Here is a 21,179-nt window from a genome sequence, read left to right as displayed (position 1 = left end):
TCACTCCCCGTCCGTCGCGGTGGCGGCGCGGCCGCGCAGGCGGGCGATCAGCCCGTTGAGCGAGCCCACCAGCCCCTTGGGCGCGAAGATGACCACCAGGATGGTGATGGCGCCCACCGCCATCAGATAGTTTTCCCAGAAGCCGGAAACCACTTCGCGGAAGAGGATGAGCAGCGCGGTGCCCACCAGCGGGCCGAGCAAGGTGCCGGCCCCGCCCACGATGGACCACACCACCGCCTCGCCGGACACGTGGTAGAACATGAAGGAGGCCGAGGCGTAGCGCCCGAACAGGGCAAACAGCGCCCCGCCCACCCCGGCGAGGAACCCCGCCAGCACGAAGGCGAGCCAGCGTGTGGCATAGACATTGATGCCGATCAGCGAAGCGCGCTTCTCATTCTCGCGCACGGCGGCAAAGCGCAGGCCCAGCGGGCTTCCCACCACCAGGGCCATCAGGCCGTAGCAGGCGGCGCAGATGATGAGGATGAAATAATACTGGGTGGCGCGGTCGGTGAGCGTCAGGCCCAGCGAACTGAAGATGGCCGGGGCGCTGAACGATAGCCCATCATCGCCGCCGGTGATGTTCTTGGCCGACATGGCCAGGAAATAGAAGATGAGCGAGAAGACGACGGTGATGATGGCGAAGTAATGCCAGGTGAGGCGCACCGCGAACGCACCCGCCACCGCCGCCATGGCGGTGGCCGCGAACACCCCCAGGAGCAGCGCCGGCCACAGGCCGAGGCCGAAGGTGGAGATGCCGATGGCCACCCCATACATGCCGAAGCCGAAATAGAGCGCCTGCCCGAAGGACAGAAGGCCCACATAGCCGAACAAGAGGTTCACGCTGGCCGCCAGCAGCGACCAGATGAGGATCTCGGCGACCACATTGACCCAGAAGCCGAGGCCCAGGAGCGGCAGCACCTGCGGCACGGCGGCCAGCAGAGCGAGAAGGACGAGCGCGCCCATACCCGCAAGGAGCGGAAGGCGCGCGGAGGAAAGGGCGCTCATCGCGTGGCTCCCGCGAACAGGCCGTGCGGGCGCACGAGCAGGACAAGGCTCATCACCGCGAGGGATGCGATGCGGGCGATGGTGGGGTCGGTGACGGAGGTGACGAGGCCCTCCATCATGGCCAGCAGCACGGCGGCGGCGACCGTTCCCTTCAGGTTGCCGAGGCCGCCAATGACCACGGCCATGAAGCAGACGGGCAGGATGTCGACGCCGGTGCGGAATTCCACCGTGGTGATGGGCGCGGCGATGGCGCCGCCCAGAAGCGCCAGGGCGGTGCCGAGCGCGAAAGTGAAGGCGCAGACCAGGGTCACGGGAATGCCGAGGGCGGTCGCCGTCTCCCGGTCGTGCCGCACGGCGCGGATCCAGGTGCCGAGCCGGGTGCGGGACAGGAACAGGAAGAAGACCACGATGGCCGCAGCCGCGAACAGGGCCGCGAACAGGCGGTAGATGTCATAGTCGATGCCGAACAGATGCACCGTGCCAGGAATGGGCGGCGGCATGCGGCGGGCCTGGGCGCCGAAGGTGGCGCGCACGGCCTCCTGGAGGATCATGGACAGGCCGAACGTGGTGACGATGGTCAGCGAGGCCGACGAGATGGCCGGCCGGATCACCAGGCGCTCGATCACGAGGCCGAGGATGAAGCCGGCGATGGGCACCACGATGAGGGCGATCCAGAAGCCCGTGGTTCCCGCCACCACCAGGCCGAGCACGGTGCCGACCATGAAAAAGTCGCCGTGCGCCACATTGATGATGTCCAGCAACCCAAAGATGATTGAGAGGCCCAATGCGATCAGGGCGACGATCAGTCCCCAGACCAGGCCGTTGATTGTCAGGGCTATGATGAGGTCCGGCATTGCGCTCTGGTCGGTTTGATTTTGTCTGATGCTGTTCGCAGCGACGCCCCAGCGATACCACGAAAAATTGCAATGCCCTTTGCGCAAAAGATCTGCCTGCAAGGGTGGCGCTTGCTTAAGGATGGGGCAGGCAAATGACCGCTTCTGAGGCGTTTCTATCCGGCCGCGGCAGGCGCCAGGGCCGGTGGACCAAGGCTTAGGGCCGACTTGTGCGGACAAGGTCCCGTTGGGAGGGTTCGCGCGGGCTCACGGCAAGGGCCTGTGCGGAAATTCCCCGTTTCCGGCCCTCTCGGCCACGCTCACTAATGGCGTCCGAAACCGCCACGTGCGGCGCGCCGTCCGTGAGGGCCGGCGCCCCGCCTTCCCGACAGGGGACGTCATGACCACCCGCTATCCGCGCTTCAAGGCCGCCGCCTGCCACACCTCCTCCGTCTTCCTCGACGCCCAGAAGTCGGCCGAGAAGGCCTGCGATCTCATCGCCGAGGCGGCGCGCGGTGGGGCGGAGCTGGTGGTGTTCCCGGAATCCTATCTGCCGGGCTTTCCCATCTGGGCGGCGCTCCAGGCCCCCATCTATAATCACGACTTCTTCCGGGCATTGGCCGCCCAGGCGCAGAAGCTCACCGATGGCGCCATCCGCACGGTGCGCACCGCCGCCCGGCGGCACGGCGTCTTCGTCTCGCTCGGCTTCACCGAGGGGACGGAGGCCTCCATCGGCTGCATGTGGAATTCCAACATTCTCATCGGGCCGGACGGGGCCATCCTCAACCACCATCGCAAGCTGGTGCCGACCTTCTACGAGAAGCTGGTCTGGGCCAATGGCGATGCGCGCGGCCTGCGGGTGACGCCCACCTCCATCGGCCGCTTGGGCATGCTCATTTGCGGCGAGAACACCAATCCGCTCGCCCGCTACAGCCTCATGGCGGAAGGCGAGCAGGTCCACATCTCCTCCTACCCGCCCATCTGGCCGACCCGCCCGCCGACGGAAGACGGCGCCTATGATCTGCGCCGCGCCATCGAGATCCGCGCCGGCGCCCACGCCTTCGAGGCCAAGGTGTTCAACATCGTCGCCTCGGGCGTGGTGGATGCGGCCATGCGGGAGGCTCTGGGTTCGGTCAATCGGGCGAGCCTCGAAATCATCGACGCCTCGCCGCGCGGCGTCTCCATGGTGCTCGACCCCGCCGCCGAGGTGATCGGCGACGTGCTGAGCGAGCATGAGGGCATCCTTTATGCCGACATCGACACCCAGCGCTGCGTGGAGCCCAAGCAGTTCCACGACGTGGTCGGCTATTACAACCGCTTCGACATCTTCCACCTGGACATCGACCGCGGCGCCCAGGAACCCGCCCATTTCCGCCCCGACCGCACCCCCGCCTTCGCCCCGGACCTCGCCCTCGACCTCGCCGAGGACCGGCTGGATGCGGTGGAGGAGCGGGTGGGGTGAGGACCTGAGGGGTTAGGCGAGCTGCGGACGGCCAGGCGGGGCCGCCCGCAGCTCCTCTCCACCGGCGCCGGGGGCATTTGGCGCACGGGGAAACGTGAAGCGGTCCCTATTTCAGCCGGGCCACCAGCGCATTGGCTCCGCGATCAATGCCCGCCTTGGCGGCGGTCAAGGGGCCGATGCCCGCGGGCAGGTCGAAGGGAGGCGGATAGTCCTTGGCGACAAAGGCGGTGAGCAGCTTGGTGCTGCGGGCGTCATAGATCTCCACCGCGTAGCGCACCGCTCCGGTGAAGGCGCCTTCTCCGTCGCGCGCCGCCTGCACGCCATTATAGACAAGGCCTGCCACGTCGAGGCGGGACAAGGTGGCGAGGGCGGGTGTGTTCTGCGTCGCGCCGGTGAGGGTCACCTTGATCCGCAGCGTTCCTGGGCCGGGAATGCGCACAAGGGTGAAGCGCTTGGCAAGGCTCGCCGTGAAGGTTTCCTGCATATAGCGAGCGAGTTCTTCCTTCTGCTCCGGCGTGAGATCTCCGAATTGCTGGTCCTGTCCCGCATAAACCGTCACAGGGTCGACGATGACACTGTGATAGCTCTGCCAGTTCACCTGCGTGCTATAGCGGAACGGCATTCGCCCGGTGGTGTCCGCGCTGTTGGGGGCCAGATACGACGACGAGGCGAGCCCCTGATAGGCGACAGGTGCTTCGCTCGCGCATCCCGCCAAAAGGCTGGCTAGGGCAAGCAGGGGCAAGCTGAGAGATCGGCTTCGCATGGGCTGAAGCGCCTTCCTGGATATTTTCGGAATAGCGTCCGCGTGCCATCGGGCTGCGGTCGAGGGGACATTAGCTCAGCTTGATGAAAAAACAAACCGTCTAGACGGTTTTTCTGGAAGTTTCTTCGACCTTGCTGGAGCGTGCCCAAGGCGGGTTACATGCAAGGGGCATGGGGGCGACGGTTCCGGCCGGGCGCGGCGGCGCGCGCCCCTGCCTTCTGGCCATCGGACATCGCAAGCCCAAGTCTCGCCGGCAGGCCGTCCTGCGGCGGTGTCGCGAGAGGGCGCGGGCCATGCGCTCCCGTCAGTTTGCGGGGTGTGAAGCGGGTGATGGCTTGCAGGCGTCCGACGGGGAAGTCCGTGTGGGATCCCCGCATGGTCCGGCCGATGGCTCTGCGCGCGAGGCCGGCGCCTCAGGCGCCGATCTTGCGCGTCCGACGGGGCTTGGCCAGGGCGCCCAGCCCTTGTTCGGGTCGGCGCAGGCCATCGAGTAGGCGCTGGAAGAGGCTCTGCCGCTCTGCCGGATCGAGCGGGCACAGGCCCAGTAGCACGGAGAAGGCGAGTCCGCGCGCCGCGAACCAGTGCTGGACCGCAAGGTCGGGCGCGGCCGCCTCGGCCCGGATCGCGGCGATGGTTTCGGCATCGCCGTCGCGGATGGTGGACAGGAACGAGGGGTCCTGAGAGGCCGCCGCCAGCACCGCGAAGGCGAGGGAATTGGGTTCCTTGAGAACCTCTCTCAAGGTGGCGATCTGCGCCGCGAGGCGCGGCTGGGCGTATTCGGCGCCGTGCGCTTCCATAAAATTCTGGGAGAAGGCGGCGAAGAACCCCGCTTGGTGGTCCAGCAGCGCCGCAAGCACCGCGCGCTTGTTGGGGAACTGGTGCAGCAGCCCCCCTTTGCTGATGCCGCTTTCCTTGGAGATGGCGTCGAGGGTGAGATGACCGGCGCCGTCACGGGCGATGATCGTGAGCGCGGCCTTGATGACGGCGGCGCGGGTGCGCTCGGATCGGGCGTTATTATCCATGAATACCTTGTCCTAGAGCATGCGCCGATCGGCCTGCGGTGCAGGCTGATCGGATCGCGCATTCTCTCAATGAGTTAGAGGGCGATTCACCGATCAGATTGATTCAATCTGATCGGATCGCGCTCTAGCGTCAGCTTTACTGCCGGATCGGCTTGCCTTTTGAGGGAATAGCTGTCCGCAGGGATAGTGCGCAAGCCGTCTGGACGGTTTTATGCGCGAGCAGGTCCTGCCGTTAAGTCATTCACCTCGACCAGATCTCCGCCTGCGAGGCCCGGCGCACATAGCCCACCAGGAAGTCGGCGAAGACGCGGATCTTGGCGGGGAGGCGCTCGCGGTTCTGGTAGGCGATGTTCATGGTGAGCATGGGCAATTGCCAGTCCTGCATCACCGGCACGAGGCGGCCGGCCTCGATGTCGCCCTGCACGATGTAGAGCGGCTGGATGAGGATGCCGAGGCCGGCAAGCGCCGCCTCGCGGATCACCTGGCCGTCATTGCAATCGAGCGCGCCGGAAATGCGCACCGTGCGCTCCAGGTCGCCCTTGGTGAGGCGCAGCGAGAACGGGTCTGCGGCGAGGTTGTAGACCAGCATGTCGTGCCGCGTGAGGTCCGCCGGCTCGCGCGGGCGGCCCCGCTCTTCCAGATAGCCGGGGGAGGCGGCCAGCACCCGGCGCATGCGGCCGAGCCGGCGTACCACGATATTGGTGTCCGGCTCGTGCAGGCGCGTGCGCACGGCCACATCGATGCCCGCCTCGATGAAGTCCAGATAGCGGTTCGCCACCGCCACATGCACGTTGAGCTTGGGATAGAGCCGGCGGAATTCCGGCAGCATGGGCGCGATATAGATGGTGGCGAAGGACAGCGAGCTCGTCACCCGCAGCAGCCCTTGAGGCGAGAGGGTGTGAGCGTTCACCGCCTCCTCGGCCTCGTTCAGTTCGGCGAGCAGCGTGCCGCTGCGCTGGAAGAAATCCTGCCCGGCTTCCGTCAGCCACAGGCGCCGCGTGTTGCGTTCCACGAGCCGGGCGGAGAGGCGTTCCTCCAGCGCGGACAGATGGCGGCTGGCGGCCGCCGTGGACATGCCGAGGGTCTCCGCCGCCCGCGTCAGCGAGCCGAGCTCGGCGGTCTTCACGAACACCTCGATCTGGGTCAGGCGATCCATTGTTACGGCCTGCGTAAAAGAGCGTTCCGAAAATTCTGATTTATTTCCGCTCGGCGCAAGGCAAAACTCCCATTCAACGAAAGACCAATAGGGTCGAGGAAACGCCAAATGACCGGACCGATCCGCCACATCGTGATGTGGCGCGTGGGCGGCGACACGCCCGAAGAACGCGCCATGGCCCGGCTGAAGGTGAAGACCGCCTTCGAGGGATTGCGCGGCCGCATCGACGGCATGACCCATATGGAAGTGGGCCTCGACGTCTCCGACGTGGACTATGCCTGCGACGTGGTGCTCGTGACCGAGTTCCGCGATGCCGCGGCGCTGGAGGCCTATGCCTCCGATCCCGAACATCTGCGGGTGCGCCGGGAGCTGGGCAATATCCGCATCGCCCGCTTCCAGGTGGACTATCCGGCGACAGCCGCCAGCACCGGCGTCATCGCCAACGGGCACGCCGCGAACGGCCATGCGGCCCATGACGGCGTTCTCGCCGGTCAATAGGCCTCCCTTACCCGCTTCGATCCCCACCGGGACCTGATCCATGATCGAAACCTTCACCTATGAAGCCCTGCCCATCCGGGTCCGGTTCGGCCGGGGCGCCATCGCCGAGGCGGGCGCGGAAGTGGGCAAGCTCGGCGCGACCCGCGCTCTGGTGCTCACCACCCCCCAACAGGCGGCCGAGGGCGAGAAGCTGGGCGCCGCACTGGGCGCGTCCTATGCGGGCCTGTTTGCCGGCGCCACCATGCACACGCCGGTTGGTGTCACGGAGGCGGCGCTGGAGGCGCTGAAGGCGAGCGGGGCGGATTGCGTCGTGGCGCTGGGCGGCGGCTCCACCACCGGGCTCGGCAAGGCCCTGGCGCTGCGCACCGGCATTTCGCAGGTGGTCATTCCCACCACCTATGCGGGCTCGGAGATGACTCCCATCCTGGGCGAGACCCGGGACGGGCAGAAGACCACCATCCGCTCGCTGGATGTGCTGCCCGAGACCGTCATTTATGACGTGGACCTCACGCTCTCTTTGCCGCCCGGCCTCACCGCCACCTCGGGCGTGAACGCCATTGCCCATGCGGTGGAGGCGCTCTATGCGCGGGACCGCAACCCGGTCATCTCGCTGATGGCCGAGGATGGCATCCGCACCTTGTCGGGGGCGCTGCCCATCCTCATCCATGAGCCGGCCAATGTGGAAGCCCGCACCCAGGCGCTCTATGGCGCGTGGCTGTGCGGCTGCTGCCTCGGCGCGGTGGGCATGGCCCTTCATCACAAGCTCTGCCACACGCTGGGCGGCACGTTCGACCTGCCCCACGCGGAAACCCACACCATCGTGCTGCCCCATGCGGTGGCCTATAATGCCCCCGCCGCGCCCGAGGCCATGGCCGCCATCACCCGCGCGCTCGGCGCGCCTGATGCGGCGCAGGGCCTGTTTGACCTGGTGCGGGCGCTGGGCGTGCCGCGTGCCTTGTCGCAGATCGGCATGCCCGAGGAGGGCATCGAGCGGGCGGCCGATATTGCGGTCCAGAATCCCTATTGGAACCCGCGCCCCGTGACCCGCGACGGCATCCGCGACCTCATCGCCAACGCCTATGCGGGCGAGCGTCCTGGCGCTGCCCGCTCCGCAGAAGAGGCGGCCTGAGCCATGGCGCGCCCCATCCTCCTTTCCGGCGCCACCATCCTGTCCATGGATGACGGGGTGGGTGACCTCGCCAGAGGCGACATCCTGGTGGAGGGCGAGCGCATCGTCGCCGTCGCGCCACGCATCGAGGTCGATGGCGCGGAGGTGGTGGACGCGGCGGGCCGCATCGCCGTGCCGGGCTTCGTCAATGCCCATATGCACACCTGGCAGACCGGCCTGCGCAGCCTTGCGGCCGACTGGACGCTCCTGGAATATTTCCGCTGGGTGCATGCGGGCCTTGCCACCCGCTTCCGGCCTGATGACATCGGCATCGCCACCCTCATGGGCGCCTATGGCCAGATCGATGCCGGCGCCACCACGCTGGTGGATTGGTGCCACAACAACCCCACCTCCGCCCATACGGACGCGGCCGTTGAGGCGCTGGCGGAAAGCGGCATCCGCGCCGCCTTCTTCCACGGCTCGCCCAAGCCCGATCCCAAGCCCGGCGAACCCCATTTCTCCGAGGTGCCCCATCCCCGCGCCGAGATCGAGCGGCTGCGGCGGGAGACCTTTACCGGCGATGACGGCCTGATGACCCTGGGCCTTGCCATTCTCGGCCCCCATTATTCCACCCTGGAGGTGGCGCGCGCCGATTTCCGGCTGGCGCGCGAATTCGGCCTCGTCGCCTCCATGCACCAGGGCGGCGGGCCGGCCAAGACGCCGGGCGGCTGGGAGCAGCTCATCGCCGACGGGCTGGTGGGGCCGGGCATCAATGTGGTGCACGGCAACGATCTCTCCGACGCCCTCTTCTCCAACCTCGTGGATCTCGGCGTCTCCTTCTCGGCGACGCCCGAGAATGAAATGACCCAGGGCCACGGCTTCCCCGTCACCGGCCGTCTTCTGGCGCGGGGCGCGGCGCCCTCGCTGGGTGTGGATCTGGAATCGGTGCTGGCCGGCGACATGATGGGCGTCGCCCGCATCGCGCTCGGCATGCAGCGCTCCCTCGACAATGCCAAAAGCCGGCAGGAGACGGGCGCTATCCCGCCCACCTCCACCATCCGCGTGCGGCAGGCGCTCGCCTGGATCACCATCGAGGGTGCGCGGATGCTGGGGCTCGACCATCGCATCGGCTCGCTCACCCCCGGCAAGCAGGCGGACATCACGCTCATTGATGCCCGCGCCTTCCACCTTCAGCCGGTGCACGACCCGGTGGCCACCGTGGTGATGCAGGCGGGGCGGGGCGACGTGGAGGCGGTGATGATCGCCGGACGCTTCCGCAAGCGCGACCGGGTGCTGGATGCCCCCGGCCTTTCCGACAAGCTCGCGCGCCTGACCGCCTCGGGGGCGCGCATCGTGGACGAACTCGGCCTCTCGCGGTCGGCAGCTTAGGGATCAGGACAGATGGCGGGAACCGCAACGCTCGGCTGGATCGGCCTCGGCAAGATGGGGCTGCCCATCTCCACGCGCCTTGCCGGCGCGGGCCATGCCATTGCCGGCCACGACCGCGACCAGTCGCGCATCGCCGCCGCCTCCGAGGGCGGCGTCACTCCTGCCGCGACGCTGGCGGAAGCCGCCAAGCACGACATCGTCTTTACCTCCCTGCCGGACGACAAGGTGCTGCGCGCCTTGGCTCTTGATGGCGAGTTGTTGTCCCTCATGCGGCCCGGCGCGCTGCTGGTGGAGACCTCCACGGTCAGCCCCGGCATTTCCGCTGAGGTGGGTGAGGCGGCGGAAAAGCGGGGCGTCCACTATCTGCGCGCTCCCGTCTCCGGCAATGCGGCCATCGCCCATACGGGCAACCTCACCTGCTTTGTCTCCGGCCCGGAAGCCGCGTTCGAGACCTTCCTGCCGGTGGCGAAGGATTTCACCCGCGCCCAGAAATATCTCGGCACGGGGGAGGAGGCCCGTTACGCCAAGCTCTCCGTCAACCTGATGATCGCGGTGTCCGCCGCCATGATGGGCGAGAGCGTGGTGCTCGCCCGCAAGGGGAATCTGGCCTGGCAGGACATATTGGACGTGCTCACCAACAGCGCGGTCGGCTCGCCCATGGTTCATTACAAGGCGAAAAGCCTGGAAACGCGGGACTTTTCCTCCACCTTCTCCTGCCGCCAGATGGCCAAGGACCTCGACCTCATCGTCGATGCCGGCCAGGCGGCGGAAATGTCCATGCCTCTGGCATCCATGACCCGCGAAATCTACGGCGCCCTCATCGGGCGCGGCGAAGGCGAGGCGGACTTCATCTCCACGGTGCGGCTGGCCGAATGGCTCGCCGGCCTGGAGGCGCCCGACCTCAATAAAAACCAAGGGAGGCTCCGTTGAGGAATTTCGACCAGTTTTCCATCACCGACGCCGTGCGGGAACGGGTCGCCGGCGCAACCGATCCCCGCATCCGCCAGATCAGCGATGCGCTCGTCCGCCACCTGCACGACTTCATCCGCGAGGTGCGCCCCACCCAGGCGGAATGGGAGCAGGGCATCGCCTTCCTCACCGCCACCGGCCAGATGTGCTCCGACACCCGGCAGGAATTCATCCTGCTGTCGGATACGCTTGGCGTGTCCATGCTGGTGGACGCCATCAACCATGACCATCAGGGCAAGGTGACGGAAAGCACGGTGCTCGGCCCCTTCTATGTGGAAGGCCCGCCGGAGGCGCCTTGCGGCACCGACATTTCCGGCGATCTCGCCGGCCAGCCCATGTATGCCAGCGGCACCGTGTCGACGCCGGACGGCACGCCGCTCGCCAATGCCATCGTGGATGTCTGGCATTCCGACGAGGACGGCTATTACGACGTGCAGCATACGGGGGAAGAGGCCGGTCTCGTCGCCCGTGCCCGCTTCCGCACCGATGCGCAGGGCCGGTTCCACTTCTGGTCCATCAAGCCGGCCGCCTATCCCATTCCCCATGACGGCCCGGTGGGCAAGATGCTGGAGGCGCAGGGGCGCCATCCCTGGCGGCCGGCCCATGTGCACTTCATGATCGAGGCGCCCGGCTTCGAGAAGCTGGTCACCCATGTGTTCGTGGGCGGCGATCCCTATCTGGACTCCGACGCGGTGTTCGGGGTGAAGGATTCCCTCATCCGCGAGTTCGCCGTCTTCGACCCCGGCGCCGCGCCCGACGGCCGCGTGCTCGACCGCGACTGGTGCGCGCTCCATTACGATTTCCAGCTCAATCCCTTGTCCGAGGCCGCCTCCAAGGCGGCCTGAGAGGGGACAGACGCGTCAAGCGGAGAAGTCCGGCAAACGGGCCGCCGCGGAGGGAGGAAACCATGACAGCCCATGTGCCGAAGGACATGGTCCTGGCGCGGCTGGCCGACATTGTCGGGCCGCGCGCCAGCAGTGCCGCCGGCGTGCTGGCCGACCACGGCCGCAGCGAAGCCTATCACCCCGCCCGTCCTCCCGACGTGGTGGTCTTCCCCGAAAGCACCGCCGAGGTGCAAGCCATCGTCAGCCTGTGCCGGGACCTGCGCCTGCCGGTGGTGCCGTTTGGTGCCGGCACCTCGCTGGAAGGCAATGCGGCCGCGCTGAAGGGCGGGGTGTGCCTCGACATGGGGCGCATGAACAAGGTGCTGGCGGTGAATGCTGAGGACATGGACGTGCGCGTCCAGCCCGGCATCACCCGCAAGACGCTGAACGCCCATCTGCGCGACACCGGCCTGTTCTTCCCCATCGATCCCGGCGCGGATGCCTCCATCGGCGGCATGGCTTCCACGCGGGCCTCGGGCACCATGGCGGTGCGCTACGGCACCATGAAGGACAATGTGCTGGGCCTGGAAGTGGTGCTGGCGGACGGCCGCGTCATCCGGACCGCCCAGCGCGCCCGCAAGTCCGCGGCGGGCTATGATCTCACCCGCCTGTTCGTGGGCGCGGAAGGCACCCTTGGCGTCATCACCGAGGTGACGCTGAAGCTGCATCCCCAGCCGGAGGCCATTTCCTCGGCGGTGTGCGCCTTTCCGAGCCTGGAGGCGGCGGTGAACACCGCCATCTCCGTCATCCAATGCGGCGTGCCGGTGGCGCGCATCGAATTGCTGGACGCTGTGATGATGCGCGGCATGAACCTGCACGCCAAGCTCGGCCTGCCCGAGGTGCCGCACCTGTTCTTCGAGTTCCACGGCTCGAAGGCCTATGTGGCCGAGCAGGCGGAGACCACCCAGGCGCTGGCGCAGGAGCAGGGGGGCCTCGGCTTTGCCTGGGCCACCACGCCGGAGGAGCGCTCGCGCCTTTGGCATGCCCGCGACAACACCCTTTATGCGGGCCTGGCCTTGCGCCCCGGCGCCAAGGCCATGATTACCGATGTGTGCGTGCCCATTTCGCGCCTGGCCGAATGCCTGGTGGCCACCGCCGCTGACATCGAAGAGAGCGGCCTCGTCGCCCCCGTGGTGGGCCATGTGGGCGACGGCAACTTTCACCTGCTGGTGCTGCTCGATCCTGACAATCCGCAGGAGCTTTCCCGCGCCAAGGCCTTCAATGATCGCCTGGTGCGCCGGGCCATCGCGCTGGAGGGCACCTCCACCGGCGAGCACGGCATCGGCTTCGGCAAGATGGATTTCCTCCCCCTGGAGCTGGGGGAGGCGGTGGACGCCATGCGCCTCGTGAAAGGCGCGCTCGATCCCCTCGGCATCATGAACCCCGGAAAGATCTTCCGGCCCGCGCCATCCAGTCACGGAGAAACCCAATGAGGGCGGTGATGGAGACGACGCCTCGCCTGCAACCTTCGGCGCCGGCCGCCGAAAAGGGCCCGCCGCTGCTGGAATTGCGGGGCGTGTCGAAGACCTTTCCCGGCGTGAAGGCGCTGGACGACGTGTCCTTCGCCGTGTGGCCCGGCGAAGTGCACATGCTCCTCGGCGAGAACGGTGCCGGCAAGTCCTCGCTGATGAAGGTGCTGTGCGGCGCCTATCGGGCGGATGCGGGCGAATATTTCCACAAGGGCGAGAAGGTGGAGATCCGCAAGCCGGCCGATGCGCGGGCGCTGGGCATCGCCGTCATCTTCCAGGAATTCTCGCTGGTGCCCTATCTGGACGTGGCGCAGAATATTTTCCTGGGTCGGGAATTTCCCTCCCGCATCCCCGGCCTGCTGGACCGGCGGCGCCTCTATGCCGAGGCGCAGAAGGTGCTGGACCTGATCGGCCTGGAGATCGACCCGCGCACCAAGGTGCACACGCTGGGCGTTGCCCAGCAGCAGATGGTGGAGATCGCCAAGGCCCTCTCCCAGAACGCCCGCATCCTGGTGATGGACGAGCCCACCGCCGCGCTGTCCGACCGCGAGACCGAGCGGCTCTTCGCCGTGATGCGCCAGTTGCAGGAGAAGGGCGTCGCCATCGTCTACATCTCCCACCGCATGGCGGAGGTGTTCGCGCTGGGGGATCGCATCACCGTGCTGCGCGACGGCAAGCTGGTGGGCCGGGCCATGCCCGGCGAGACCAGCCCCGACGAGCTGGTGCGCATGATGGTCGGCCGCAATGTGGACATGTCCTATCCCCGCCGCTTTGCCACCGAGCAAGGGCCGGTGGTGCTGGAGGTGTCCGGTCTTTCGGCGAAATCCGGCATTGCCGACATCAATCTGAAGGTGCGCGCCGGCGAAATCGTCGGCCTGTGCGGCCTGGTGGGGTCCGGCCGCACCGAGGTGGCCCGCGCCATCTTCGGCGCCGACGAGGTGACCGCCGGCGAGATCCGCATCTTCGGCGAGAAGAAGACCGGCGGACCGGACGCGTCCGCCCGCATCGGCGTGGGCCTCATCCCGGAAAGCCGCAAGAGCGAAGGCCTCGCGCTCATCCGCTCCGTGGCCGACAACCTCGCCGTGGCGGGCCTGCCCAAGCTCTTCCCCAATATGCTGTTCTCGCCCGGTAAGGCGCGGCGTACAGCGGACGAGGTGATCGGCCGCCTGCGCATCGCCACCCCCTCCGCCAACCAGAATGTGGCGGTGCTCTCGGGCGGCAACCAGCAGAAGGTGGTGATCGGCAAGTGGCTCGCCGCCGGCACCCGCCTCTTCATCTTCGACGAACCCACCCGCGGCATCGACGTGGGTGCGAAGTCGGAAATCTTCGCCCTCATCGACCAATTGGTGGCCGAGGGCGCGGCGGTGCTCATGATCTCGTCCGAGCAGGCCGAGATCGTCCATGTGTGCGACCGGGCCTATGTGATGCGCTCCAAGCGCATCGTGGGCGAATTGGCGCGCGCCGACCTCTCCGAGGAAAACATTGTCCGAATGGGGATGCACGATGAGTGATCTCGCCCTTTCCCCCCGCCGCGGCCTGCGCCTGCCTTCGGTGCCCGGCGTCGCCGTCGCCCTTGTGGGCCTCTCCGCCTTGTTCGCGGCCACGAGCCCCGGTTTCCTGTCCGGCGGCAACATTTCCAACATCCTCGTGCAGTCGGTGATCCTGCTGCTCCTGGCCCTCCCCATGACCCTCATCATCATGACCGAGGGCCTGGACCTGTCCATCGGGGCGGTGCTGACCCTGTCCTCGCTGGTGCTGGCGCTCATCGTCGTGTCCACCCAGTCGCTGGCGCTGGGGCTGATGGGGGCCATCGGCGTCGGCCTCGCCTTCGGGCTCGTGAATGGCTGGCTGATCTCGGTGGTGAACATCCCGCCCTTCGTGGCGACGCTGGGCACCATGGGCGCGGCGCAGGGCCTGGCCCTCATCGTCTCCGACGGGCAGAGCGTGGTGGGCATTCCCCGCTTCGTGCGGCAGGTCTATTCGGGCGACCTGTTCGGGCTGATCCCCTATCCACTCGTGATCGGGGCCGGCTTTTATGCCCTGTTCCACGTCCTGCTCTACCACACCCGCTTCGGCACCTATGTGTGCGCGCTGGGCGGCAACCGGGATGCCCTCACGCTGGCGGGCGTGAAGTGGCGGCGCCTGCTCATCGCGGTCTATGCGCTGGGGGGAGCCATGGCCGGGGTGGCGGCGCTGCTCATGACGGCGCGCATGAATGCGGGCCATCCCACCGCCGCCATCGGCATGGAATTCGACGCCATCGCCGCCGTGGCGCTGGGCGGCACCTCCTTCGAGCGGGGCAATGGCTGGATCTTCGGCACCCTTATGGGCGTGCTGACCGTGGGCGTGCTGCGCAACGGGCTGAACCTCTTGGCCGTGCCGTCCTCTGTGCAGGTGGCCTGCATCGGCCTCCTGGTGATCTTCGCCCTCTTCCTCGACAGCATCCGGGGACAAAAGTCATGAGCATCGCCGGCGACGTTTCCACGGGTGCCCCGCGCCTGCATCTGTCCAAGGACATGCAGCAGCTCATTTACCGGCTGCTGGCGGCGGGCCTCATCTGCGTGGTGCTGTCCGTTCTCTCGGACGCCTTCTTCACCACCAACAACATCCTCAACGTGCTGCGGCAGGCGAGCCTGCTGTTCTTCCTCGCCTCCGGCCTCACCTTGGTGATCCTCACCGGCGGCATCGATCTGTCGGTGGGGGCCAATATCGGCCTGTCCGCCTGCCTTGCCGCCACCGTCATCAAGGCCACCGGCTCGCCGGTGCTGGGCACGCTGACGGGGCTCGCCACAGGGTGCGTGGTGGGCATCTTCAACGGCCTGATGGTGGCCAAGCTCCGCATCCCCTCCTTCATCGCTACCTATGGCATGCTGTGGGTGCTGCATGGCGTGACCTATTACTACATGGGCGGCGAGACCATTCATGGCTTCCCGCCCGGCTTCCGCCAGATCGGCTCGGGCTATTTCCTGGGCGTGCCGATCCCGGTCTATCTGATGGTGGTGTTCCTGCTGGCGGGGTCCTTCTTTGCCCAGCGCACCGTCTGGGGCCAGCAGATCTACGCCATCGGCGCCAATCCCGTGGCCGCCCGCCTCACCGGCATCCCGGTGAACAAGCGCCTGGTGCTGGTCTATGCCTTCTCCGGCGCCATGGCGGGCGTTGCCTCCATCGTCTTCCTCGCCCGGCTGAACTCGGCCGAAGGCGATATCGGCGAGGCCATGACGCTGCCTGCCATCGCGGCGGTGCTGATTGGCGGCGCCTCGCTGTTCGGGGGCGTGGGCAGCGTGTTCGGCACCTTCATCGGCGCCGTCATCCTCACCCTGGTGCTCAACGGCATGAACCTGCTGGCGGTCAATGCCAGCTGGCAGCCGCTGGTGACGGGCGTGATCGTGATCTTCGCCGTCTGGCTCGACATGATGGGCCGCCGGCGCAGGTAGAAGAAGGACGAAGCAACAATCCCATCCAAGACGAGACTGGTCCGGTCGGGCGGATACGCTGGCTGCGAGACGGCCCGGCCGGACACCTTTCTTCGCGAAGAACAAAAGCAATAGAACAGGGAGAAAACACAATGAAAAAAGCTGCCGTCATCGCCGCGCTCCTGCCCCTCGCCTTCGCCGCCACCGCGGCGCGGGCCGATGGCGAGACCGTTGCCTTGTTCACGAAGAACCAGACCAATCCCTATTTCCAGGCCGTGCGCGTCGGTGCGGAGGCGGCCGCCAAGTCCATGAACGCCAAGGTGGTGAACTATATTCCCACCAAGCCGGACAGCATTCCCGAGCAGCTGAGCCAGGTGGAGGACGTGATCGTCAAGAAACCGTCGGGCATCGTCTTCATCCCCGTGGACTACAAGGCCATGGTGCCGGGCGTGGAGGAGATCAACAAGGCGCAGATCCCGGTGGTCAACATCACCGACCGGCTGGCGGGCGGAAAATACCTCACCTTCATCGGCGCCGACGATTACAGCCTGGGCAAGGAGACCGCTCGCTATCTGCTCACCCAATTGGGCGGCAAGGGCAATGTGGTGATCCTGGAGGGCGTGAAGGGCTCCATTTCCTCCATCGACCGTGTCCGCGGCTTCAACGACGCCATCAAGGAATTCAAGGACGTGAAGCTGGTGGCGAGCCAGCCCGCCAACTTCCAGCGTCTGCAGGCGCTCCAGGTGATGGAGAATGTGATGCAGTCGCACCCGCAGATCGACGGCGTGCTGGCGGCGAACGACGCCATGGCCATCGGCGCCATCGAGGCGCTGGACGGCGCCAACCGCAAGGCCAAGGTCACCGGCGTCAATGCCACCAAGGAAGCCATCGAGGCCATCAAGGCCGGCAAGATGACGGCCTCGGGCGATTATGACGGCTTCATCCAGGGGTGCCTCGGCACCATGGCGCTGCTGCGCTCCATCCGCAACGAGCCCATCGTCACCGAGATCATCCTCCAGCCCAAGGTGGTGAACGCCACCAACTACCAGCCCTATGACGTGGCGCTGGAGGCCCGCACCTGCCCCACCTGGGAGCAGGGCGTGGCGCTGGGCGCCAAAAAGAACTGATCCGCGACGAACTGATCCGCGCCATGGCGCACGGCCTGCGGTTTTGTCCCGCCGGCCCATCCCGATCACAGACCGCCTGAGACAACGGACACCAGCAGCATGACCGCCACATCCCGCTACAACCCGCGCATCGCGGTCCTGGGCACCGGCGCGCAGGGCGCCTCCGCCGGCGCCGACTTCGCCCGCGCCGGCTATGACGTGACCTTCATCGAGCAATGGCCCGCCCATGTGGAGGCCATCCGCGCCAATGGCATCACGGTCAACTTCCCCACCCGCACCATCAATGTGAAGGTGCCCGCGATCCACCTGTGCGAGGTGGCCGAGGTGAAGGGGAAGTTCGACCTCGTCTTCATCATCACCAAGGCCTATGACACCAAATGGGCCTGCCAGCTCATCGCGCCTTATCTCGCCGATGATGGCTTGGTGGTGGGCCTCCAGAACGGCATGACCCACACCGCCATCGCCGAGGTGGTGGGCGAGGACCGCTGCATCGGCGGCGTCATCGAGATGGCCTCCAACATGTGGGAGCCAGGCGTCACCAACCGGGAGAACGACCACGAGACCGCCTGGTTCGCGCTCGGCGCGCTCACCGCCAAGACGCAGCCGCGCGTCGAGGACGTGGCCAATGTGCTGCGCACCACCGGGCGCGTCGAGGTGACGGACGACATCAAGTCCTGCAAATGGATGAAGCTGGTGGTCAATGCCGCCGAGCTGATCCCGTCCTCCATCCTCAACCTGCCGCTGGCGGATGCGGTGCGCCTGCCCGGCATGCTGAAGGTGATGCGCGCCGCCGGTTACGAGGCCATGGAGGCGGCCATCGCCGACGGCGCCACCGTCACCCCCATCATCGGCCTGCCGCCCATCACCTCCAATGATCCCGACCGCTATGTGGACGACATCTTCGACGAGGTGCTGAAGACCTTCTCCACCCCGACCACGCTGGTGACCTCCCTGCAGGATTGGCGCAAGGGGCGGCGGGCGGAGGTCTATGACATCAACGGGCACGTCATGGACATCCTCGCCAAGTCTGGCCGCACCGCCCCGGTCAACCGGAAGATCGTGGAAATGGCCCTGGCCATCGAGGCCGGCAGCCTGGAGCCGCGCCCGGAAAATGCCGCCGCCCTCATCGCCGGCTGACCCCGCACGGCCGCGGCCCATCAACGTCACAGACATCACGGAACCGGAGGACCCCATGAGGCACCTGAAGTCCAACAGCCTGAAGACCAGGACCTTGAAGACCCTCGCCGTCGCGGCGCCGCTGGCCTTCTTCGCCAGCGCGGCCCTGGCCGACGGGGAGACCATCGCTGTCTTCACCAAGAACCAGACCAACCCTTACTTCCAGACCGTGCGCGTGGGCGCGGAGGCCGCTGCCAAGGCCATGAACGCCAAGGTGGTGAACTATATCCCCACCAAGCCGGACAGCATTCCCGAGCAGCTGAGCCAGGTGGAGGACGTGATCGTCAAGAAGCCGGCGGCCATCGTCTTCATTCCCGTGGACTACAAGGCCATGGTGCCGGGCGTGGAGCAGATCAACGAGGCCAAGATCCCGGTGGTCAACGTCACCGACCGCAGCGCCGGCGGCAAGTTCCTCGCCTTCGTGGGCGCCGACGATTACAGCCTGGGCCTTGAGACCGGCCGCTATCTGCTGAAAGAGATGGGCGGCAAGGGCAATGTGGTGATCCTGGAAGGGGTGAAGGGCTCGCTCACCAACATCGACCGGGTGCGCGGCTTCAACGACGCCATCAAGGAGAACAAGGACGTCAAGCTGCTCGCCAGCCAGCCGGCCAATTACCAGCGCCTCCAGGGCCTCCAGGTGATGGAGAACCTCATGCAGTCGCACCCGCAGATCGACGGCGTGCTGGCGGCCAACGATGCCATGGCCATCGGCGCCATCGAGGCGCTGGACGGCGCCAACCGCAAGGCCAAGGTGGTGGGCATCAACGGCACCAAGGAGGCGGTGGACGCCATCAAGTCCGGCAAGTTGCTCGCCTCCGGCGACTATAACGGCTTCCTCCAGGGCTGCATCGGCACCATGGTGGCCATCCGCGCCATCCGGGGCGAGGCCATCGTCTCCGAAGTGGTGCTGAAGCCCACCGTGGTGAATGCCTCCAACTACCAGCCCTATGACGTGCCGCTGGAATCCCGCGCCTGCCCGCCCTGGTCGGACGCGGCCGCCATGGCCAGCAAGAAGTGAGCCTTCGGGCCTTTATTTGAGTTCACCACCAAGGCTCCCGGCCCGCCGATGCGGCCGGGGGCCTTTCCTCATGACGGAGCCTTTGATGCTGTTCGCCATCCATGCCCTCGACCGCACCGGCGCGCTCGACACCCGCCTCGCCAACTACGACGCCCACAAGGCCTTTCTGTCCGACACCGCGCCCCATGGGGTGAAGATCGTCATGTCCGGGCCCCTGGTGGCGCAGGACGGCACCACCATGATCGGCTCGCTGTTCGTGGTGGAGGCGGAGGATCTCGCCACCGTCGAGCGCTTCAACGCCGCCGATCCCTTCCACAAGGCCGGCATTTGGGAGCGCGTGAGCATCACCGGCTTCATCCGTCGGCAGGGCTGAGGGGCAGGGCGGCGCGGACAGCCCCACGCCGCCCTAAAGCACCGGGCCGAGCATGGCGATGGTGTTGTTCCAGATCTGCCGGGCGCGGCTATAGGCTTCCACCTCGGCCTTGTGCACCGGCCGGGCGGCATCCAGGAACACCTGCTGGCGGGCGCGCAGGGTGCGCGTGAAGGCGGGGTCATAGAGCAGGATGTTGTTCTCGGCGTTCAGCTCGAAGCTGCGCCGGTCGATATTGGCCGAGCCGATGAGCGTGACCTCTCCGTCGAGGGTCAGCGTCTTGGCGTGGAGCAGGCCGCCCTCATATTCGCGGATCTCCACGCCCGCCTCCAGCAGGTCGCGATAATAGGACCGGCTCGCCGCCGCCACGATCCAGGAATCATTGCGGCGGGGGAAGACGATGGTGGTCGCCACCCCCCGCCGGGCGCTGGCGCACAGGGCCGCCTGGATGGGTTCGTCCGGCACATAATAGGGGGTGGTGATGGTCAGCTCCCGCCGCGCCGTATTCATCAGCGCCACGAAGGTCTCCGGCATGGCCGAATAGCGCACGCCCGCGCCCGAACCGATGGCCTGGGCGATGAAGCCGCCCGGCGCCGGGGCGGGCAGGGGAGCGGAAAACAGCGGGGCGAGGTCCTCATTCACCTGCGCCATCCAATTGCTGGCGAACAGATGCTGCATCTGCCGTGCCACCGGCCCCTCGAAGCGGGCAAGCACGTCCACCCACGGCGCATAGCGCGCCTTGATGGCGAAGGCGGCGTCGGCGCAATTCTGGCTGCCGCAATAGGTGATGGCATTGTCGATCACCGCGATCTTGCGGTGGTTGCGCATGTCGATGCGCCCCTTGAGCGGGCGCAGCAGGGGATTGCCCACGGGCAACGCTGCCGCAAGGCGCACCCCGCTTTGCGCCATCTCCCGCCAATGGGCCGAGCGGATGAAGGCCCGCGAGCCCAGATCATCCGCCATGGCCCGGCAGGTGACGCCCCGGGCGGCCGCCCGCTGGAGGGCCGCCTTCACCTTCAGCCCGCTTTCATCGGCGAGCCAGATATAGAACAGCACATGCACGCTCTCGCGGGCGGCATCGATGTCCTCAACCAGGGACGCGATAGCGGAGGCGGAATCGTCCAGGAGCCGCGCCTGGTTGCCCGCCGAGGGCTCGTAATGGCTCACCGAGCGTCCCACCCGGAACAAGGGCTGGTAGCGCTCGGGCACTTCCGCTTCCGCCGAGGGGCCGGTGATCTGCGCGGGCGGGGGCAGGGCGTCGAAGGCGGCCTTGAGCCGGTCCACCCGGTCCCGCCCCAGATTGATCTCGCCGAACAGCACATAGGCGAGCACGCCGAGGCCCGGCGCCAGCACGATGACCAGCACCCAGGCAAAGCGGGCCGCGGGCTCCCGGTGGGGGCGCAGCAAGGCGCGCAGGATGAAGACCAGCTGGATGACCGCCTGGACGGCAAAGAGCCCCCAGGCGAAGACGGCGGAATCATGCATGGCGGCCACGCGGGGACAGGAGGACCCCTCGG

At 67.1% G+C, this 21,179-nt stretch carries 19 protein-coding genes and 1 pseudogene; 14 read left to right on the top strand and 6 right to left on the bottom strand.

The features are described 5' to 3' along the window. Both ACT54L_RS07260 and ACT54L_RS07255 read right to left on the bottom strand, forming a co-directional pair. Positions 1-1,005, bottom strand: a complete 1,005-nt coding sequence (locus ACT54L_RS07260) for a branched-chain amino acid ABC transporter permease (protein ID WP_476084868.1) — start codon at positions 1,003-1,005, stop codon at positions 1-3. After that, a complete protein-coding gene (locus ACT54L_RS07255) occupies positions 1,002-1,859 on the bottom strand; it encodes a branched-chain amino acid ABC transporter permease (protein ID WP_476084867.1) in 858 nt (285 codons plus the stop codon). The genes ACT54L_RS07260 and ACT54L_RS07255 overlap by 4 nt, the downstream gene beginning before the upstream one ends. Before the next feature lie 379 nt (positions 1,860-2,238). Here ACT54L_RS07255 and ACT54L_RS07250 point away from each other — a divergent pair, with 379 nt between their 5' ends. After that, positions 2,239-3,300 carry a carbon-nitrogen hydrolase family protein gene (locus tag ACT54L_RS07250; protein ID WP_209104800.1) on the top strand — a complete coding sequence of 354 codons (1,062 nt, stop codon included), beginning with the start codon at positions 2,239-2,241 and terminating at the stop codon, positions 3,298-3,300. A gap of 106 nt (positions 3,301-3,406) precedes the next feature. Here the strand turns inward: ACT54L_RS07250 and ACT54L_RS07245 are convergent, their stop codons facing one another. The 3 genes from ACT54L_RS07245 to ACT54L_RS07235 form a co-directional block, all read right to left on the bottom strand. Then, complete coding sequence (locus tag ACT54L_RS07245; protein WP_476084866.1) at positions 3,407-4,063, bottom strand: DUF3313 domain-containing protein; 657 nt, start codon at positions 4,061-4,063, stop codon at positions 3,407-3,409. Positions 4,064-4,476: 413 nt separating this feature from the next. Further along, positions 4,477-5,085, bottom strand: coding sequence for a TetR/AcrR family transcriptional regulator (locus ACT54L_RS07240; protein WP_274774458.1), 609 nt, complete (start codon positions 5,083-5,085; stop codon positions 4,477-4,479). Positions 5,086-5,326: 241 nt separating this feature from the next. Beyond that, positions 5,327-6,241: a LysR family transcriptional regulator gene (locus ACT54L_RS07235; RefSeq protein WP_476084865.1), complete on the bottom strand. Its 915-nt coding sequence runs from the start codon at positions 6,239-6,241 to the stop codon at positions 5,327-5,329. Between the two features lie 108 nt (positions 6,242-6,349). Here ACT54L_RS07235 and ACT54L_RS07230 point away from each other — a divergent pair. The 13 genes and pseudogenes from ACT54L_RS07230 to ACT54L_RS07170 all read left to right on the top strand — a co-directional run. Continuing rightward, positions 6,350-6,652: pseudogene (locus ACT54L_RS07230) on the top strand (Dabb family protein); the annotation flags it as partial. A gap of 127 nt (positions 6,653-6,779) precedes the next feature. Then, positions 6,780-7,868 (top strand): maleylacetate reductase, encoded by a 1,089-nt coding sequence (locus tag ACT54L_RS07225; RefSeq protein WP_476084864.1) that lies wholly within the window; start codon positions 6,780-6,782, stop codon positions 7,866-7,868. A 3-nt stretch (positions 7,869-7,871) separates the two neighbouring features. Continuing rightward, positions 7,872-9,236 carry an amidohydrolase family protein gene (locus ACT54L_RS07220; RefSeq protein ID WP_476084863.1) on the top strand — a complete coding sequence of 455 codons (1,365 nt, stop codon included), beginning with the start codon at positions 7,872-7,874 and terminating at the stop codon, positions 9,234-9,236. A 12-nt stretch (positions 9,237-9,248) separates the two neighbouring features. Continuing rightward, positions 9,249-10,166, top strand: a complete 918-nt coding sequence (locus ACT54L_RS07215; RefSeq protein ID WP_476084862.1) for an NAD(P)-dependent oxidoreductase — start codon at positions 9,249-9,251, stop codon at positions 10,164-10,166. Next, positions 10,163-11,050, top strand: coding sequence for an intradiol ring-cleavage dioxygenase (locus tag ACT54L_RS07210; protein WP_476084861.1), 888 nt, complete (start codon positions 10,163-10,165; stop codon positions 11,048-11,050). Before ACT54L_RS07215 ends, ACT54L_RS07210 begins: the two co-directional genes overlap by 4 nt. Before the next feature lie 62 nt (positions 11,051-11,112). Then, complete coding sequence (locus ACT54L_RS07205) at positions 11,113-12,522, top strand: FAD-linked oxidase C-terminal domain-containing protein (protein ID WP_476084860.1); 1,410 nt, start codon at positions 11,113-11,115, stop codon at positions 12,520-12,522. Between the two features lie 8 nt (positions 12,523-12,530). Then, positions 12,531-14,069: a sugar ABC transporter ATP-binding protein gene (locus tag ACT54L_RS07200; RefSeq protein WP_476084859.1), complete on the top strand. Its 1,539-nt coding sequence runs from the start codon at positions 12,531-12,533 to the stop codon at positions 14,067-14,069. After that, positions 14,062-15,021, top strand: a complete 960-nt coding sequence (locus tag ACT54L_RS07195) for an ABC transporter permease (RefSeq protein ID WP_476084858.1) — start codon at positions 14,062-14,064, stop codon at positions 15,019-15,021. The genes ACT54L_RS07200 and ACT54L_RS07195 overlap by 8 nt, the downstream gene beginning before the upstream one ends. Further along, a complete protein-coding gene (locus ACT54L_RS07190; protein WP_476084857.1) occupies positions 15,018-15,992 on the top strand; it encodes an ABC transporter permease in 975 nt (324 codons plus the stop codon). Before ACT54L_RS07195 ends, ACT54L_RS07190 begins: the two co-directional genes overlap by 4 nt. A gap of 131 nt (positions 15,993-16,123) precedes the next feature. Further along, positions 16,124-17,098 (top strand): sugar ABC transporter substrate-binding protein, encoded by a 975-nt coding sequence (locus ACT54L_RS07185; RefSeq protein ID WP_476084856.1) that lies wholly within the window; start codon positions 16,124-16,126, stop codon positions 17,096-17,098. A gap of 99 nt (positions 17,099-17,197) precedes the next feature. After that, complete coding sequence (locus tag ACT54L_RS07180; RefSeq protein WP_476084855.1) at positions 17,198-18,235, top strand: ketopantoate reductase family protein; 1,038 nt, start codon at positions 17,198-17,200, stop codon at positions 18,233-18,235. Between the two features lie 55 nt (positions 18,236-18,290). Beyond that, positions 18,291-19,292 (top strand): sugar ABC transporter substrate-binding protein, encoded by a 1,002-nt coding sequence (locus tag ACT54L_RS07175; protein ID WP_476084854.1) that lies wholly within the window; start codon positions 18,291-18,293, stop codon positions 19,290-19,292. Between the two features lie 85 nt (positions 19,293-19,377). After that, on the top strand, positions 19,378-19,665 hold the full coding sequence (locus ACT54L_RS07170) for a YciI family protein (protein ID WP_476085181.1): 288 nt from the start codon (positions 19,378-19,380) through the stop codon (positions 19,663-19,665). A 33-nt stretch (positions 19,666-19,698) separates the two neighbouring features. Here the strand turns inward: ACT54L_RS07170 and cls are convergent, their stop codons facing one another. Next, entirely contained in the window at positions 19,699-21,147 is a 1,449-nt protein-coding gene (gene cls / locus ACT54L_RS07165) for a cardiolipin synthase (protein WP_476084853.1), read from the bottom strand. Between the last annotated feature and the right edge of the window lie 32 nt (positions 21,148-21,179).

This window comes from Aquabacter sp. DMC10 (assembly GCF_056314145.1).
This window is presented reverse-complemented; position numbering and strand designations above follow the sequence as displayed.